Below are 14,688 nucleotides of genomic sequence, written 5' to 3' on the forward strand. Positions count from 1 at the left end.
GCTATGGAGGAGAAAAACCCTGTGGAATTGTCGGCAACTCCCATGAGACTTCTCCAGCCGCCACCTCGCTGGCAAGTAGGATTGGTCTTACTCATCGGAGTTTTGGCAGTGTCTACGGCAGCGATTTTTGTGCGGCTAGCAATGGAGGCCACTACCACTCAAGACGGTAGCAATTTAGCTAGGGGAATAGGATTTAGCCTTTTTCTGTCAGCTTCCCGTCTCACCGTCGCTTCTGTGATACTACTACCCGCTTGGCAGCACTTAAAACCAACCCAACTAAGTCCCGGAGCCCTACGCTATGCTACTGCGGCTGGCATCTGTCTAGCCCTACATTTTGTTACTTGGATTACCTCGCTCTCCTTCACCTCAATTGTTGCCTCAACTACTCTGGTAACAACCAATCCCATCTGGGTAGCGCTGCTTTCTTGGCTGTGGTTAAAAGAGAAACCCACCAGGCAGACAGTTCTGGGAATTGGCATTGCCTTGGGCGGTGGCCTGTTGATTGCTGTCGGAGATACGGGAGTACTTAGCCTGGGGAGCAATCCACCTTTAGGTAACTTTTTGGCCCTTTTAGGAGCAGGAATGGCAAGTTTGTACCTGCTTTTAGGCCGCGAAGCCCAAAGCCGAGGTCTAGGTATCAGTGGTTATGTGGCTGTTGCCTATAGTACTGGGGCATTAGTACTTCTACCTTTGCCTCTACTTTTCGGTTCCGGCTACCTTGGTTATCCAGTCGCAGTTTACTTTTATATTTTTTTGATGGCTGTGGTGTCTCAAGTGGTAGGACATACCAGCTTCAACTGGGCAGTGCGCTGGATGGCTCCAACTATTGTCACTCTGGCTATTTTATTTGAGCCTGTGGGTTCTAGTTTTCTGGGCTACTTGATTTTTAACGAAGTGCCAGGAATGCGGGTGTTATTAGGCGCAGTAGTTTTGCTGCTGGGGGTGGCTATAGCTGTAGTTGATTTCTCCGCCGCTTGAAAGGTCGGGAAGAAGTCGCCCAGAGAAAACAAGAACTACTATAAAAGTTTTTTGTGATGCCGTAAAGGGTTTGCTAATTCTCGATTGAGGTTTCTGACCAACAGTACCGATAAACTCAAAGATTGGGGAAAGAAACTACTAAAGATTATGAGTATTAGTTGTTAGCTCAACAGCCTCTTTTCTAAATTGCTAAAATCAAACCCACCGACAGGATCCAGATTAGCCTGACGTCCATTATTAGCTGAATAGGTTAAACGAATATATAGATAACTGGGCGGTTCGTACGGTAAACGTTCCGCCCACTCAATTGCCATAATTCCTGACGGAAAATCTATTCCTTCCCAGTAACTTTCCAGGTTTAAGGCTGCTACCTCTTTGGGTTCTAAGCGATACAAATCTAAGTGATAGAGAGGCAAATGCCCTTCTGAGTACTCGTTAATTAAAGTGAAGGTAGGACTAACAATCGACTCAGTGATACCTAGACCCTCACCAATACCTTGAACTAGGGTCGTTTTACCACTGCCTAACTCTCCCTCCAGTAAAACTACACTACCGGCAGATAGAGACTGCCCCAGAATAACACCAAGTGATCGCATTGCCCCAGCATCTGCTAACAAAATTTTAGTCATTAATGCTCTGGATTTTTAATTTAAAGTTACAGGTTAAGAAATTGAACTTAAGTAGTCAAAAAAGAATACTTTCGCTGTCAAATCTAGTGTTCGTCAAACTTCTACCCATTTCCACTGGCAACCTGCAACCTAAAGATCAAGTGTGACTGTACCACCGTAGTAGCACCCGCGCTAGCCTTTCGGGATTATGCCGTACTAAATTGGTGTCTTTATCTTCATCCATCACATTCGCCAAAACAACACTACGCCCCAAAGTAGCAGTTGCTTCTCGGTCAAGAAAAACAGGATGAGAACCTACTTGGGCATAGTTAATCAAAGATTGTGCTGAGGGGGTTTTGCGCTGCACTAATACGGCTTTAAACAACTGCTTACCACCACAGGCTTCATCAATAGCTTGGATGTGGTCGGCAACAGTATATCCCTGAGTTTCCCCCGGTTGAGTCATAATATTACAAACATAAATACTAGGAATAGAGCGAGAAGCGATCGCGTCGGTGATTTCTGGCACCAACAGATTGGGAATGATACTGGTATAGAGGCTACCGGGCCCAACAATGATGTAATCGGCTTCCTTAATTGCCTTGAGGGCCGCAGGTAAAGCTGGTGGATTTTCTGGAGTACAACCAATCTTTTTAATAACGTTTTTAGCCTCAGTAATATTAGACTCTCCCTCAATCCGACGCCCATCAGCTAATTCTGCCCAGAGGCAAACATCACTGAGGGTTGCGGGTAGTACTCTTCCTCGTACTGCTAATACTTCCGAACTTGCCGCTACTGCTTGCTCTAAGTCGCCAGTTACATCACTCATGGCAGTTAGGAACAAGTTGCCAAAACTATGACCTACTAAACCACTACCTGCTTTAAAGCGGTATTGAAATAATTCTGTTAACAATTTCTCTTGATCTGCTAATGCTGTCAAACAGTTGCGAATATCCCCTGGTGGCAGTACTCCATTCTCTCGGCGCAGTCGCCCAGAAGAACCGCCATCATCTGCCACAGTCACAATGGCGGTAATATTAGCACTGTAAAGTTTAAGTCCTCTCAGCAAGGTTGAGAGTCCTGTTCCCCCACCAACAACAACAATTTTTGCTCCCCGGTTAAGTCGGCGATGATCCATGAGAACATCAATGAGTTCTTTGTCTCCATGGGGTTTTAACACTTCGGTAATTGAGCCAACAGTCCGGGTTTGCCCCCAGAAAATTAAGACAAAACCACAGATAATCGCCACTGGTCCAGAAACGTAACTAGGGATAATTGTCGCAATCCGCTCCAGAACCCAAGCCGTTAGATCAATTAAGTAGAAAATCGGGGTCAGCTTTGCCCAAATAGCCAACCCTAGACTGGTCAATAATACACCAGACGCACTTAAGAGCAACCAGCGTTTCACGAACAATCCAGGAAGTAGCCACTTAAACCACCGATTGACTCGCCGGGGTGTCCTACCCTTTGATTCATTTTTTAGGGTACGTAGGACTCTTTTAAAAAGACTGATTGAGGACATTACTGATATAAGTCAGAGGAACAAAAAACTGGATAGACTTTAACCAAGCACAATGAAATCACTCAAGTAGATACGCTAACTATAATTTTGTTCTGCTATACTTTGGTGCCGAAAGTAAGTCAGACAGCACCGCAGCTAATGCTAACAAAGAAGCTTTGCCAAGCGGTCATACTAGCACCTCTGCTGGGGAAAAGAGTATCTTGCAGACGTAAGTACTAGCGAGTCTTTGGGATTGAACGAGTTTTGTGTTGTTAAAGTTGTCATGTTACTTAATTAGCAGTGAGCGGGTGTCCACCAGAATAGATTGGAGCAAAATAGACTGGTTTTTAGGTCAAAACCCCATCTGCGAAATCGATAGCACTCAAAAAACTGATGATTGGTAATCATTTAAGTTATTAAACAAGGAAAGGCATTTCCAGTAGCAAGGCAAATGGAAAAGCGAATTTTGGGGATTGATCCAGGACTAGCAATCTTAGGGTTTGGGGCAATTGCTTGCCCAACAGCCGCTTTAGAGACAGGAGTAGCTCTTAGTGTTGCTAAGTCAGAAGCAAAGTTAGTAGTTCAGCCATTACAGTTACTGGATTTTGGAGTCATCCAGACACCAGCTCGTACAGAAATCGGATCGCGACTTTGTACAATTTATGAAGATTTACACACCCTAATGAAGCAGTTGCAACCAGATCTCGTAGCGGTTGAGAAACTCTTTTTCTACCGGATGAGCAGCACGATTAGTGTTGCTCAAGCACGGGGCGTCTTGATGTTGGTTTTAGCACAACATCATGTGCCTATAGTGGAGTTTACTCCTGCTCAAGTCAAGCAGGCATTAACCGGCTATGGCAATGCCGACAAGTACGAAGTGCAGCAAGCGGTAGCGCGAGAGTTGAATTTGGAGAGTATTCCCCAGCCAAATGATGCGGCTGATGCCTTAGCCGTGGCAATTACCGCCTGGTTTCATCAAGACTAGTAGTTTGTTCGTGAGAATTTGGGGTTTGCGCAAATATTTCTTCTATGGTATCTGACTTAAAAGACTTCCAAAACACTGACTATCTGAGAACCTCTTGACCTAGAAATAGATTGCTCAATGATTTATATCGGTAGGTCAAGATAAAAAATCTATCCTGGCGCTTGGATTTTGTTAGCTCAGGAAGTCTCTAAAATAAATAATTCGGTGAGATGAGGAGTTAACTGCATGAAGAATATTAGGACGAGGGGCAAGTTTGCTGCCCTCTGTAGTTTAGTTTTAATTGTCAGTATTTTTTGGAGTTTGACAGCTAGTACATCTGTCACCACTACTAATGTAGCCAACACCATTCAAGAATCAGAGTCAACCTCACTTCAGAATCAGTCTCAGTTAGCGAAAAATCTGACTGGAGAGTGCCGCGCGGCTAACAGGTTAATTGATATTTTCTCTTCTCCTACAGTTTCCTTTGAAAGTAAAACTCTGGCAACGCTAGAACCCGACCAACAAGTGACTCTTTTTGGTCAAGGTGCCTATGGTTGGATACAAGTTAGTTCTCCTGTAAGGGGATATGTAATAGCCAGATATCTTAAACTTTGCGACAGTGCTGCCCTTCCAGCCAAGCCACAAGTTTCCTCTAAACCAGAAGCCCCACCTAGACCACGAACTCCAGCTAAACCAGAAGTTTCAACCAGAACAGAAACCACCGCTAAACCAGAAGCCTCACCTAGACCACAAACTCCAACTAAACCAGAAGTTTCAACCAGCGAAGGAAAACTTTGCCAGACAGTTAAATATACTGAAGGTCTAGCCATCCGACGTGAACCGAATCTTCAATCTCAGAGGCTGAGTGGACTAGCATTCAACACCAGAATTAAGCTTTCTGATCCCCCAGATTTCCGTAAAATTGATGGGCGTGGATGGACTAAAATCTCGGAACCTACTGCCGGATGGGTTACTACCGGGCGTCCCGAAGGGAATTTAAGCCCTAGATTTTCTTGTAATTAAGGTTACTTGGTTGGTCTAGATACCAATTGTTAGTTGTAGCGAGCTCAGATGCCTTGGGCAAAAGCGCCAGGAAAGGGCGACAGCTAGACCTCGCCCTTTTCCATTATCTAGAGGGACAAAACTTCCTGAATGCTCAATAACCAGGCAATCCCTCGTCAGCAGACGCTTGCTAACTTCTGCTATTCCCCTTTTGCCCTAAACTGCGATCACAGCAGTTTTTTTCTTCAAGATGCCGAGGCTGCCATCACTCGTTCAACAACTTGTGCTGCTTGTTCTATTTCCTCTGCTGAAACAATTAACGGTGGTACAAAGCGAATAACTTTCGGCCCGGCTGGCACCAGCAATAATCCTTCTGCTATTGCAGCTTTGACGAAATCTATGGAAGTCAGTTCTGTCTCTGCGGCTAATTCCATACCATTAATCAAACCCCAGCCACGCACTTCGGCAACTAATTCAGGATACTGAACCGCGATCGCTCGCAATCTTTTCCGTAGCTGTTCACCTCGTTGCTGTACATTTTGCAGAATATCTTCTTGTTCTAATGTCTGACCCACGGAGAGGGCGACTGCACAGACAAAGGGATTACCACCAAAGGTACTAGCATGCTCACCAGGCTCGAAAATGTCGCAGAACTGCTTACAAAGCATCGCGCCAATGGGAATACCACCCGCCAATCCTTTTGCACTGCTAAAGATATCTGGCTCAATCCCCAGATTTTCGTACCCCCAGTATTTGCCGGTACGACCCATGCCGACTTGCACTTCATCTAGCATTAAAAGAATGCCGGTATCATCGCAGATTTTACGCAACCGCAGGAAGTAATCTAGCTCTCCTGGACGGACACCGCCTTCTCCCTGCAAGGCTTCCAGCAAAATTGCTGCCACTCTCTGATTGCCTTCGTCAAGATCGGCGATCGCATTCTCAACTGCCTTGATATCGTTATAAGGCACATAATGGAACCCAGGCACTAAAGGGTCAAAGTTCTTCTGGTACTTAGACTGACCCGTGGCTGTAATCGTCGCTAGGGTTCGTCCATGGAAACTGGCTTTTGCCGTCAAAATTACTGGCTTCTCGATATCTAAAACCGTGTGAGCGTATTTGCGCGCCAATTTTATAGCACTTTCATTGGCTTCTGCCCCAGAGTTGCAGAAAAATACTCGATCTGCGCAGGAATGCTCAATTAGCCACTTAGCTAACTCTCCTTGTTCTGGAATATAGTAAAGATTAGAAACATGATGCAGCTTTTGGATTTGCCGCGTTACTGCTTCGATCATGGCAGGGTGTGCGTGACCAAGAGTGCAAGTAGCAATTCCCGCTACAAAGTCGAGATATTCGCGCCCTTCAGTATCCCAGACACGGCAACCTTTACCCCGATCTAGGGCGATGGGAAAACGCCCATAAGTACCCATTACGTTGGCGTCAAATTCAGCTTGGTCGAAGGGTACAGATACCTCAGATCCTGACTCTGCCTGAATGTAGGGATTCTCAACGAGAGTTTCGATGGTCACTGGCTCATCCTCGTAATTCTTAATCCTAATCTGGAATCTTACTAGGAAGTATAAAAAACTTCCTCTGTTAAAGACTCAATAAACAAAGAGTGATTCCGGCAAAATCGGCTCTTACCTCTTCTTAGTATTGCTAATCTGAACCTTTAATTTCGCTACAAACTTCATAGAAAGAAGTAGTTGGTGCCTTAGTAAACAAATGGGACATCTGATGCAAAATGGTCTGGTAAGTCTCGCTTTTATTAGCTTCCATATCTTCTAGCTTTTCCCAAAGAATTATGGCAATTGCTTTATCAGTTCCAGGCTCTTGCAGCAGATATGCCCCTTTGAAACCTTGCCCGTAGGTTGATACAGCTTTTTCAAAGAGTCGTTCGGCTTCTTCAAACTTGCCTGGTTTGAATTCCCCAATAGCGACATAGGCAAATTTGTGCTTCAAAAAATCTAGAAATTCCATCATAGTTGCCTCCTTTGCAGAAGATTGGGAGAGAATCTAGTGAATTATAAAACTGGGATCGCTCCTTATTGTCGTTAAATAAGCAGGGGTGGTATGTACCATGGGCAGCTATCAACTACTCTGGAGTATTGCTTAACTACTAGCTATAACCAACTCCATCTGCTCAAGTAACTTTGTCATTCTAGTTGTTCAATAGTGGCATTTAGACCTTTGCTGTTGAGCATTTGCCAAACTTGATCGGCAGTCTCACGAGTGCTGAATATTCCGGCTTGCATCATGGCTTGTCCATTCACAACAGTACGGAAGGCATCGGGAATTAGTGATTTTAGCAAATTTTGCTGTTCTTCGCCCTTTGCCTGCACTAAAACTCGGTAACGCAGCCCCTGTAGTGTAGTTCGAGTGTCATTATTTTCTAGCTGTTGATTACTATCATTGAAAACTGGTACTGAGTCTGTTCTTGGAAAATTTTGCTCTGCTGAATCCGACTGGGGATCGGGATTTAAAATCGGCCCAGATTGGTCTAACTCGGATGGGGGAGGGTTGCTTTGATTTTCTGTGGTGCTGGCCCGAGGCGGTTCTGTTGGTTTAGGAGTCGATTCTACAGTGGTAGAGTTAGGCGATGGCACGGGAATCGGAATTCCTTGAGCCTGGGGAGCGTCGTTCTGGGTTAGTGTCGATTCAGCCAGAGAAGCAGTAGTTTGAGTGTCCCCTGAGCTGGGAAGAGAATTCGATGGCAGTGGTTGGTGGAATTCAATCACTTTGGTTTGTTCGTCCACAGCTTCTCCGGAAGACAAGGTAGCCTCTAGGTTTCCCTGAACAGCTTCTTTCCCTGTGGAGGCTTCAGTAATTGAACTGTTTGTTGCTGAGGTTACATCTGTTCTCGAAGCTGTAGCTACTGTTTCAGAACTCAGCAGGGAAGGAACAGGAAAGGATGCCGCAGAGATGGTAGCAGCAGTTTCCGGTTCTACTTCTGCCACTGGTTGGGCTTCAAAGACTTCGTTTTTGGTGAGGGTTTCCAGAGTATTCTCTGCCGGATCAGAAGAATTATCTGCTGATGCCGGAGCTTTCTCAGGGGTAGCAACAACTGGTTCTGAAATACTAGCTTCGTTGGTTGTGGGTGCAGCAACCAGTGCCTCTGGTACATTTTCTGTTGAGTTCAGGGGCAAACTCTCAGACTGAGTTGACGGCTCTCTTGAAGTCGCTGGCGAGGGCAATTGACGATTTGTTTCCTCGGCTGTAACCTGACTGGTCAGATTTTCGGTTTCCGTCAAATCAACGTTGCTCTGAGTAATCTCGTCAAGCTGCTCACCAAAATTAATAATAGTTGCTTTGAGGACTTGAGTGTTGCTCTGGGATAGATTCTGCTCACGAAGCTGATTGTCGCTTGGTTCTGCCAGCGTTTCTAAAGCAGGAGACGGCGAGGGGGAGCTGGCTGCAAGTTTCTCTGGCTCAGAATTTGCTCTCAAAGCGTTAACTAAGCCTGACTGAGCATTGCTCTCAATCACCTCTCCGTTGTGGTTACTGACTAGGTGATGACCAATTAACTGGGGTACTGAGTTATCAGCAAAACCTGTCCCCAAACCATTATCCTCGAAGACATTTTCCCGCATTTCCGGTTGCAAGGTGCCGTTAACCGTGATTCCATTGCCGCCGTTGTCGTAAAAGTAGTTACTACGGATCGTCGGTGCACTATCCCCATTCAGGGAAATTCCACCCTTGATATTTCCGGTAAAAGTATTGTCTACTATCAGGGGAGAGCTTGATTCAATCCATAGCCCATAGCCTTGCTTATTGGGATTGACCACTGTGACTCCCCTCAAGCCTGCTTGATCAGCTCCCAGAATCGTAATATCCTGGCGAGCAGCAGTGGGACTTTTGAAGCTACCGCCTCCCTGAATAACTACATCCTGACCCCTGGTGCGGGGATTGCCCTGAATTGTGACACCGGGCTTCAATCTCAAAGGGAAGATTTCACCAGTTTGTGTGCTGTAGACTCCAGGAGAGAGCAAAATCACCGTGTTAGAGTTAGCTACTTGCAATGCTTGAGTGATGCTTCGGAAAGGCTCTTGCTCTGTACCTTTGCCATTGGTATCGTCTCCTGTGACTGGGTTGACAAGCAACACCTCGACTTCTGATTTGGTTAGGGTACTCTGGCTCTGGGGACTCTGAGTCACAGTTAACTGTGCCTCAGCCCTTGGAACTTCCCACCCAAGGGAGGCAATGGTGAGCAATCCTGACCCCAGCAAGATACTGCAACTACCGACACACCAACGCCACAACTGCTGAAACACAACTACCTGACAACGGTTAGGGGTGGTTTGTCTCAGGAGGCGCAAGCGACAAGGTAGTTTAAATAAGTATTGCTCAAGTTCCCCTTCTGCAAACACCCTCTGAGTTCCCGCCTCTGATGTTGGAGGCAAGAAGGAGCCGTGATTACCAGCTTCGACTCTTGGTGATGATTGCGATGCTCGCGAATTTAGCATTCTGATCACCCTACATGTGTTTCTGCTTTTGCTCAAGTTTGACAAAAACAGGATCCATTAATCTTAGAGGATACGATAAAACTTAATTTTGGGTATAAACAAGATTGTATTCAGTGGTATTTATCCCTTGGGTGAAATCTACTGAACAGCGCAAGCTTAATAAGTAAGAAACCAACACCCACCCTGTTACGATGAAAAAGTAATGGAGTAGTTCAAAGGTGAGCGATCAGTACAGCAGTCTTATCAGATGGCAAGCGCCAGCTATTTACCGCATTCTAGACGCTAATTTAGACAGAGCTAGAGAAGGTTTGCGCATAATTGAAGAATGGTGCCGCTTTGGTCTTAATAGCGCTCCCATGGCGAATGAGTGCAAGCAAATGCGACAAGAATTAGCCAGCTTGCATAGCAAAGAACTTAGGGAATGGCGGGATACCCCAGGAGATCCAGGTACTGATTTGACTCATCCCGGCGAAGAACATCGCTCTAGTGTCCAGCAGTTGCTACAGGCAAATCTTTGTCGTGTAGAAGAAGCGCTGCGGGTACTAGAGGAATATGGCAAGCTTTACAAACCGGAAATGGGAGCGGCATGTAAACAAATGCGCTACCGGGTTTATACCATTGAGAGTAATTTGTTAGCATCCCGCCGTCATCAGCAACTGATGCGATCGCAGCTTTACCTAATTACCTCTAATTCGGAAAGGCTCTTTGCTACAGTAGAAGCGGCTCTCCAAGGTGGATTAACTATCCTACAGTACCGGGAAAAAGCAGCCGATGACGGGGAGAGACTCTCTCATGCCCATAAACTGCGCCAGTTATGCCATCATTACGGTGCATTATTTATCATGAATGACCGAGTGGACTTAGCCCTAGCAGTAGATGCCGATGGCGTCCATTTAGGGCAACAGGATGTACCGATCGCTCTAGCACGTCAGCTATTGGGGCCACAACGCCTGATTGGTCGTTCCACCACTAACCCTGATGAAATGCAGCGGGCAATTAGTGAAGGTGCCGATTACATTGGTGTTGGCCCTGTCTACGAAACGCCCACCAAAGCAGGTAAATCCGCTGCTGGTACAGAATATGTAGAGTATGCAGCAGAAAACTCCCCGATTCCCTGGTTTGCCATTGGGGGAATTGACTCTAACAACCTCAACGAAGTCCTGAGTGCTGGTGCTCAGAGAGTATCAGTTGTCCGTGCCATTATGCAGGCAGAGCAGCCTACTTTAGTTACGCAGTATTTCCTCTCCGAACTCACTCGCATGGAAACCCTCCGACGCCTTGAAACTAACTTCCCTCAGTCCTATGTCTAACAACACTGATCAAATTACTCTTCAAGTTAACGGTCAGTCTTGCAGTTGCTGTGCTCAAACTCTGCTACCTCAGCTACTAGAACAGTTGGGCTTAAATCCGCGCCTAGTAGCAGTTGAGTACAACGGCGAAATTCTCCACAGGCAGTTTTGGTCAGAAACGCCAATAAAACAAGGTGATCAGTTGGAAATTGTCACTATTGTCGGGGGTGGTTAAAGGCATGGTTGGGGACTTTCGGCGATTCCTTGTCCCCCTTGTCTCCTAATTGCGCTACACCAAAATTTAACCTCTATTTCTCCCAGGGTACGGGTATCCTCATCGGGAATCACGGCCAGCGAGATACTTCATTAAGTAAGGGTTGACTGTAAATTGGAATTAAGTCGGTCACCAGATGTGGGGCTTGAACTAGTTCGGCTTTCTGCCTTAAGACTAGCCAGTAGCCGAATCTTATGAGCTACTAGAGCCACTAAAGTGTATTTCCGCTTAGAGAGCAACCATTTTATTATGCATAACAAATTTTTCTCAAAAATCAAACCACTTTTGAAATCCCTATTCGTCTTTGGGCTGATCTTTACCCTGGTGCTGGGTAACGCTGGTAATGCCCTCGCCGCTCGCAGTGGCGGACGGATTGGCGGCGGCTCCTTCCGAGCACCTAGTCGTACCTACTCCCCTCCTGGTGGCGGTTATCGCTCGCCCGGTGGCGGCTATGGGTATGGAGGAGGAGGATTCGGATTTCCGTTTCTGTTGCCCTTTTTCGGCTTCGGGGGATTTGGTGGTCTTTTTGGTATCCTGATCTTCTTTGCGATCGCCAATTTTTTGGTACAAAGCTTCCGCCGTGTTAGTCAAGGAGGCGAAGGTGGCTCTTATGGCTATAGCAATCCCAAGGTTTCTGTAGGAAGCTTGCAAGTTGGTTTGTTAGCGGACGCCCGTAATCTGCAAAAAGAACTCAATGATTTAGCTCGTACGGCTGATACAGGTTCTGCTGCTGGTAGAGCACAAGTCTTACAAGAGTCTACCCTAGCTTTGTTACGTCACCCAGAATACTGGGTTTACGCTGCCACAGCCTCTCAACAGACTAGTCTTGAAGCAGCAGAAGCTAAATTCAATCAGTTCTCATTAGCTGAGCGCAGCAAATTTACTGAAGAAACTCTCTCGAACTTTAATAACCAACTTAGACAGGGTAGTACCACTACTGCATCTGAGAGCAGTGGAGAGATGGTAGCAACCCAAGCGCCAAGTGAATACATTGTCGTCACCATTTTGGCAGCTACTGAGGGCAAGCTAGAATTACCGACAATCAACAGCTTAAATGACCTTAATCAAGCCTTGCGTCAGATGGGCGGTGTTTCTAGCGATCGCTTACTTGCCGTAGAAGTCCTTTGGACACCACAAGCAGAAGGCGATACTCTAACCTCAGACGATATCATGGCTGGCTATCCGGATCTGAAGTTGGTCTAGAGTTTTGCCGGCTTGGTAATTTTAGGGGTAGGAAAACCTACCCTATTTTTAGGAAATACGATCAACTACTCAACTACCTTGATAGTTATTCCTTTTTCAGCTAAGCAAGAGTCTATTGCTGGTTGATCCAAGATAACTTCTGGGTGTACCCAAGCTAATTGGTAGCTAGGAAGTTTAACCTGCATCCAGCCAGTAGATGTCCTTTTTCCGGTTAGGGGTAGCTCAGTTTTCACGGATGTGACAACATTATCTTCAGCAGAGGTAGGCTGGGAGCGCACGTTGCCGTTAACATAGACTGAGCAAATTTTACTCTCTGGTGACGGTTGAGGACTAGGAGAAGCGTTAATACTAGAACTGTTCTCTCCTGGAGTTTGTGTCGGAGATGTTATTGATGCAGAATCAGGAGAGGATGATGGCGTAGGAGATGCAACTATCTCTGGGTATTCTTCTGGAGGTGTTAGCGACGCACGGTTAGAGAAACCAATCGCTAAGGCAATAGCAGCTAAACCACCTCCAATTCCTATCACTAACAGGGATTTTTTCGAGAAACTAGCACTAGAACTAGAATTAGAGCTAGTAGACGAATTTTGGGGCCGCACAGCAGCGATGCTGGGAGGGGGATTGGTGAGTTCGGCTGGGGTAATTTGTCTGAACTCTGAGGTTAGTCCCTTTTCTGTTATAGTTTCTTCCTTGGCTTGGTTTGTCTCCTCTAATGATGCTGAACTATTAGAAGAACTAGAAACTGAGGGAGGCTTTGTCGAGTCATCTCTCGGTAGCTGTGAAGAATCCTCTGTTAGTATTGTTCTCGGCTCTGGTAGTAAAGTAACTTCAGTTAAGGATTTCTCACTTAATTCGCTTTCAGTCTCTGAGGTTACTTGCTCGGAAAAATCGTCTTCAGAGAAGGCATTAGTTTTTAACTTTTGAGTTAATCGTTCTTCAATTGATCTTACATCCTCATTTGTCAGTCCTAGAAATTGCTGAAGATAGTTTAAGTCTTCTCTATTTTGGAGACTCAAAGGAGAGTGCTGACGGAATGCTTTTTTTAATTGCTGCTCATATCGCTGCAAATTCTTCTGGTATTCCCGAAAGGGTTGAAGGACTTCTGCTTCAATAGCTACAGAATCTTGAACCGTTAACCCCCAACTACTAGCTAATGAGTTCAAAGTATAACGACCAGTGGCAGAAATCTCTGAATCACTTACCCAGAGTTTGGCTTCCTGGCGATACTTTAACTTAAGGTCATCGGTTGGTGCTTTAGCCAACAATATTTTATCTTCCGCCAAAGATGAATAGAACTCTGGCTTTAATGCTGGTGCTGCTGCTTGCACTCTGTCGCCAGCATAATCATGGAGCTCCCTAACAGAAATTTGACCGTTATTATTCTGATCCGCCACCCCTGTTGCCATACCCTCGACTAGGTAACGAGTGTAGACTGAAATAGGAGCTTCATCTGGCTCACAGAAGGATGGTGTAGCTCTTAAACAACTCAGGAGCGATCGGCTTCTACCACCGAGGTGGCTATTGATATTGATATCTATATTACTACCATTCTTTGTACTTGCCTGAGTCAATAAACTGCTTGAGCAACAGTCCAAAATAACCACCTGTTGCTTGCAGGAGCTATTGTTCATCAATTCGTCTACTAAGCTTGCAGGAATAGAACTTACCTTGATCAGTTCTGCTTTGGGAGTTTGACGAGTTATACAAGTTGCTAAGTAAAGTTTACTGCTCTCATCGAGAACAACATGACCGGAGAAAAAAAGCAGCACGAGATCATCTGTAGTGCTATTAGCAAACAAAGTTTCCAGCGCTGTCCGCATCACTGGAGGATTAGGATTAAGAAGCGTTTTGATCTCGTCAAAACCACCGATTTCTGAATTACGTAAAACTCTCTGCATTGCCTCAACATTGTTGAGGGTTTCAGGAAGTGGATCTAAGCCAGATCCGTATTCACCGACACCAATTAGCAGTGCCACCTTTGCCATCTGTGATTACCTATACCACTACAAATTAATGCACTGCCTGAATTTTGATAACAATCTTAGAGAAGTTGTGAAAACTTCATCGCTTCTCTTTTGTGCATCTTTAGTTAATTTTTCTCATAAATTATTTAAGACTGCTACATCCCTGACCTAATTTTTTGAAATTGATTTATCTTGTGTAAAGAAATAGGGAAAAGTCACGTATAAATATCTTCGAGAAGAAATTGCTCGGTTAATTTTTTCTTTTTAAGATGATACCGAAAGGAATTACCTTAAAAGGATAAATTATTAAGTCAAAATTTCTAAAATTACCAATAATAGATGATTCTATCACTTTACACTTTTCCCCATTGTAGATCTTTAACAGGGCGATTAGTTAAATAAACCTATATCTTTAAAGATTCTTTGCAAACAACATAACAAC

Annotated in this window: 12 protein-coding genes; 6 read left to right on the forward strand and 6 right to left on the reverse strand. The window is 45.3% G+C overall.

Features of this window, described 5'->3' with window-relative positions; all coding sequences use genetic code 11:
- Nucleotides 1-3 precede the first annotated feature (3 nt).
- Complete coding sequence (locus tag ACT7WV_RS20405) at nt 4-978, forward strand: DMT family transporter (RefSeq protein ID WP_463424190.1); 975 nt, start codon at nt 4-6, stop codon at nt 976-978.
- Nucleotides 979-1,139: 161 nt separating this feature from the next.
- On the opposite strand, the gene tsaE is transcribed toward ACT7WV_RS20405, so the two are convergent.
- Both tsaE and ACT7WV_RS20415 read right to left on the reverse strand, forming a co-directional pair.
- Nucleotides 1,140-1,607 carry a tRNA (adenosine(37)-N6)-threonylcarbamoyltransferase complex ATPase subunit type 1 TsaE gene (tsaE, locus tag ACT7WV_RS20410; RefSeq protein WP_445104649.1) on the reverse strand — a complete coding sequence of 156 codons (468 nt, stop codon included), beginning with the start codon at nt 1,605-1,607 and terminating at the stop codon, nt 1,140-1,142.
- Nucleotides 1,608-1,743: 136 nt separating this feature from the next.
- Nucleotides 1,744-3,108, reverse strand: coding sequence for a gluconeogenesis factor YvcK family protein (locus ACT7WV_RS20415; protein WP_445104650.1), 1,365 nt, complete (start codon nt 3,106-3,108; stop codon nt 1,744-1,746).
- 430 nt (nt 3,109-3,538) lie between these two features.
- On the opposite strand from ACT7WV_RS20415, the gene ruvC reads away from it, so the two are divergent.
- A complete protein-coding gene (gene ruvC, locus ACT7WV_RS20420) occupies nt 3,539-4,072 on the forward strand; it encodes a crossover junction endodeoxyribonuclease RuvC (RefSeq protein WP_445104651.1) in 534 nt (177 codons plus the stop codon).
- A 225-nt stretch (nt 4,073-4,297) separates the two neighbouring features.
- Nucleotides 4,298-5,074 carry an SH3 domain-containing protein gene (locus ACT7WV_RS20425; protein WP_445104652.1) on the forward strand — a complete coding sequence of 259 codons (777 nt, stop codon included), beginning with the start codon at nt 4,298-4,300 and terminating at the stop codon, nt 5,072-5,074.
- Between the two features lie 224 nt (nt 5,075-5,298).
- Here the strand turns inward: ACT7WV_RS20425 and ACT7WV_RS20430 are convergent, their stop codons facing one another.
- The 3 genes from ACT7WV_RS20430 to ACT7WV_RS20440 all read right to left on the reverse strand — a co-directional run bounded on the left by ACT7WV_RS20430 (nt 5,299) and on the right by ACT7WV_RS20440 (nt 9,516).
- Nucleotides 5,299-6,582: an aspartate aminotransferase family protein gene (locus ACT7WV_RS20430; RefSeq protein WP_445104653.1), complete on the reverse strand. Its 1,284-nt coding sequence runs from the start codon at nt 6,580-6,582 to the stop codon at nt 5,299-5,301.
- Between the two features lie 130 nt (nt 6,583-6,712).
- Nucleotides 6,713-7,036 carry an antibiotic biosynthesis monooxygenase gene (locus tag ACT7WV_RS20435; RefSeq protein WP_445104654.1) on the reverse strand — a complete coding sequence of 108 codons (324 nt, stop codon included), beginning with the start codon at nt 7,034-7,036 and terminating at the stop codon, nt 6,713-6,715.
- A gap of 173 nt (nt 7,037-7,209) precedes the next feature.
- Nucleotides 7,210-9,516: a DUF1565 domain-containing protein gene (locus ACT7WV_RS20440; RefSeq protein WP_445104655.1), complete on the reverse strand. Its 2,307-nt coding sequence runs from the start codon at nt 9,514-9,516 to the stop codon at nt 7,210-7,212.
- Nucleotides 9,517-9,734: 218 nt separating this feature from the next.
- On the opposite strand from ACT7WV_RS20440, the gene ACT7WV_RS20445 reads away from it, so the two are divergent.
- The 3 genes from ACT7WV_RS20445 (at nt 9,735) to ACT7WV_RS20455 (ending at nt 12,282) form a co-directional block, all read left to right on the forward strand.
- Nucleotides 9,735-10,826, forward strand: a complete 1,092-nt coding sequence (locus ACT7WV_RS20445) for a thiamine phosphate synthase (protein WP_445104656.1) — start codon at nt 9,735-9,737, stop codon at nt 10,824-10,826.
- Nucleotides 10,819-11,040 (forward strand): sulfur carrier protein ThiS, encoded by a 222-nt coding sequence (thiS, locus tag ACT7WV_RS20450; protein ID WP_445104657.1) that lies wholly within the window; start codon nt 10,819-10,821, stop codon nt 11,038-11,040. Before ACT7WV_RS20445 ends, thiS begins: the two co-directional genes overlap by 8 nt.
- Nucleotides 11,041-11,328: 288 nt before the next feature.
- The gene (locus ACT7WV_RS20455; RefSeq protein ID WP_445104658.1) at nt 11,329-12,282 is read left to right on the forward strand and encodes a DUF1517 domain-containing protein; all 954 of its coding nucleotides are present in this window, start codon (nt 11,329-11,331) and stop codon (nt 12,280-12,282) included.
- A 65-nt stretch (nt 12,283-12,347) separates the two neighbouring features.
- Here the strand turns inward: ACT7WV_RS20455 and ACT7WV_RS20460 are convergent, their stop codons facing one another.
- Nucleotides 12,348-14,267: a caspase family protein gene (locus ACT7WV_RS20460; protein ID WP_445104659.1), complete on the reverse strand. Its 1,920-nt coding sequence runs from the start codon at nt 14,265-14,267 to the stop codon at nt 12,348-12,350.
- Nucleotides 14,268-14,688: the final 421 nt, after the last annotated feature.

The organism is Symploca atlantica LB2515 (assembly GCF_052546295.1).

What these genes read in the sequence shown, in the direction of transcription:
- ACT7WV_RS20405 (WP_463424190.1), top strand. Translation starts at nt 4, where the DNA reads ATGGAGGAGAAAAACCCTGTGGAATTGTCGGCAACTCCCATGAGACTT.
- tsaE (WP_445104649.1), bottom strand. Translation starts at nt 1,607, where the DNA reads ATGACTAAAATTTTGTTAGCAGATGCTGGGGCAATGCGATCACTTGGT.
- ACT7WV_RS20415 (WP_445104650.1), bottom strand. Translation starts at nt 3,108, where the DNA reads ATGTCCTCAATCAGTCTTTTTAAAAGAGTCCTACGTACCCTAAAAAAT.
- ruvC (WP_445104651.1), top strand. Translation starts at nt 3,539, where the DNA reads ATGGAAAAGCGAATTTTGGGGATTGATCCAGGACTAGCAATCTTAGGG.
- ACT7WV_RS20425 (WP_445104652.1), top strand. Translation starts at nt 4,298, where the DNA reads ATGAAGAATATTAGGACGAGGGGCAAGTTTGCTGCCCTCTGTAGTTTA.
- ACT7WV_RS20435 (WP_445104654.1), bottom strand. Translation starts at nt 7,036, where the DNA reads ATGATGGAATTTCTAGATTTTTTGAAGCACAAATTTGCCTATGTCGCT.
- ACT7WV_RS20440 (WP_445104655.1), bottom strand. Translation starts at nt 9,516, where the DNA reads ATGCTAAATTCGCGAGCATCGCAATCATCACCAAGAGTCGAAGCTGGT.
- thiS (WP_445104657.1), top strand. Translation starts at nt 10,819, where the DNA reads ATGTCTAACAACACTGATCAAATTACTCTTCAAGTTAACGGTCAGTCT.
- ACT7WV_RS20455 (WP_445104658.1), top strand. Translation starts at nt 11,329, where the DNA reads ATGCATAACAAATTTTTCTCAAAAATCAAACCACTTTTGAAATCCCTA.
- ACT7WV_RS20460 (WP_445104659.1), bottom strand. Translation starts at nt 14,267, where the DNA reads ATGGCAAAGGTGGCACTGCTAATTGGTGTCGGTGAATACGGATCTGGC.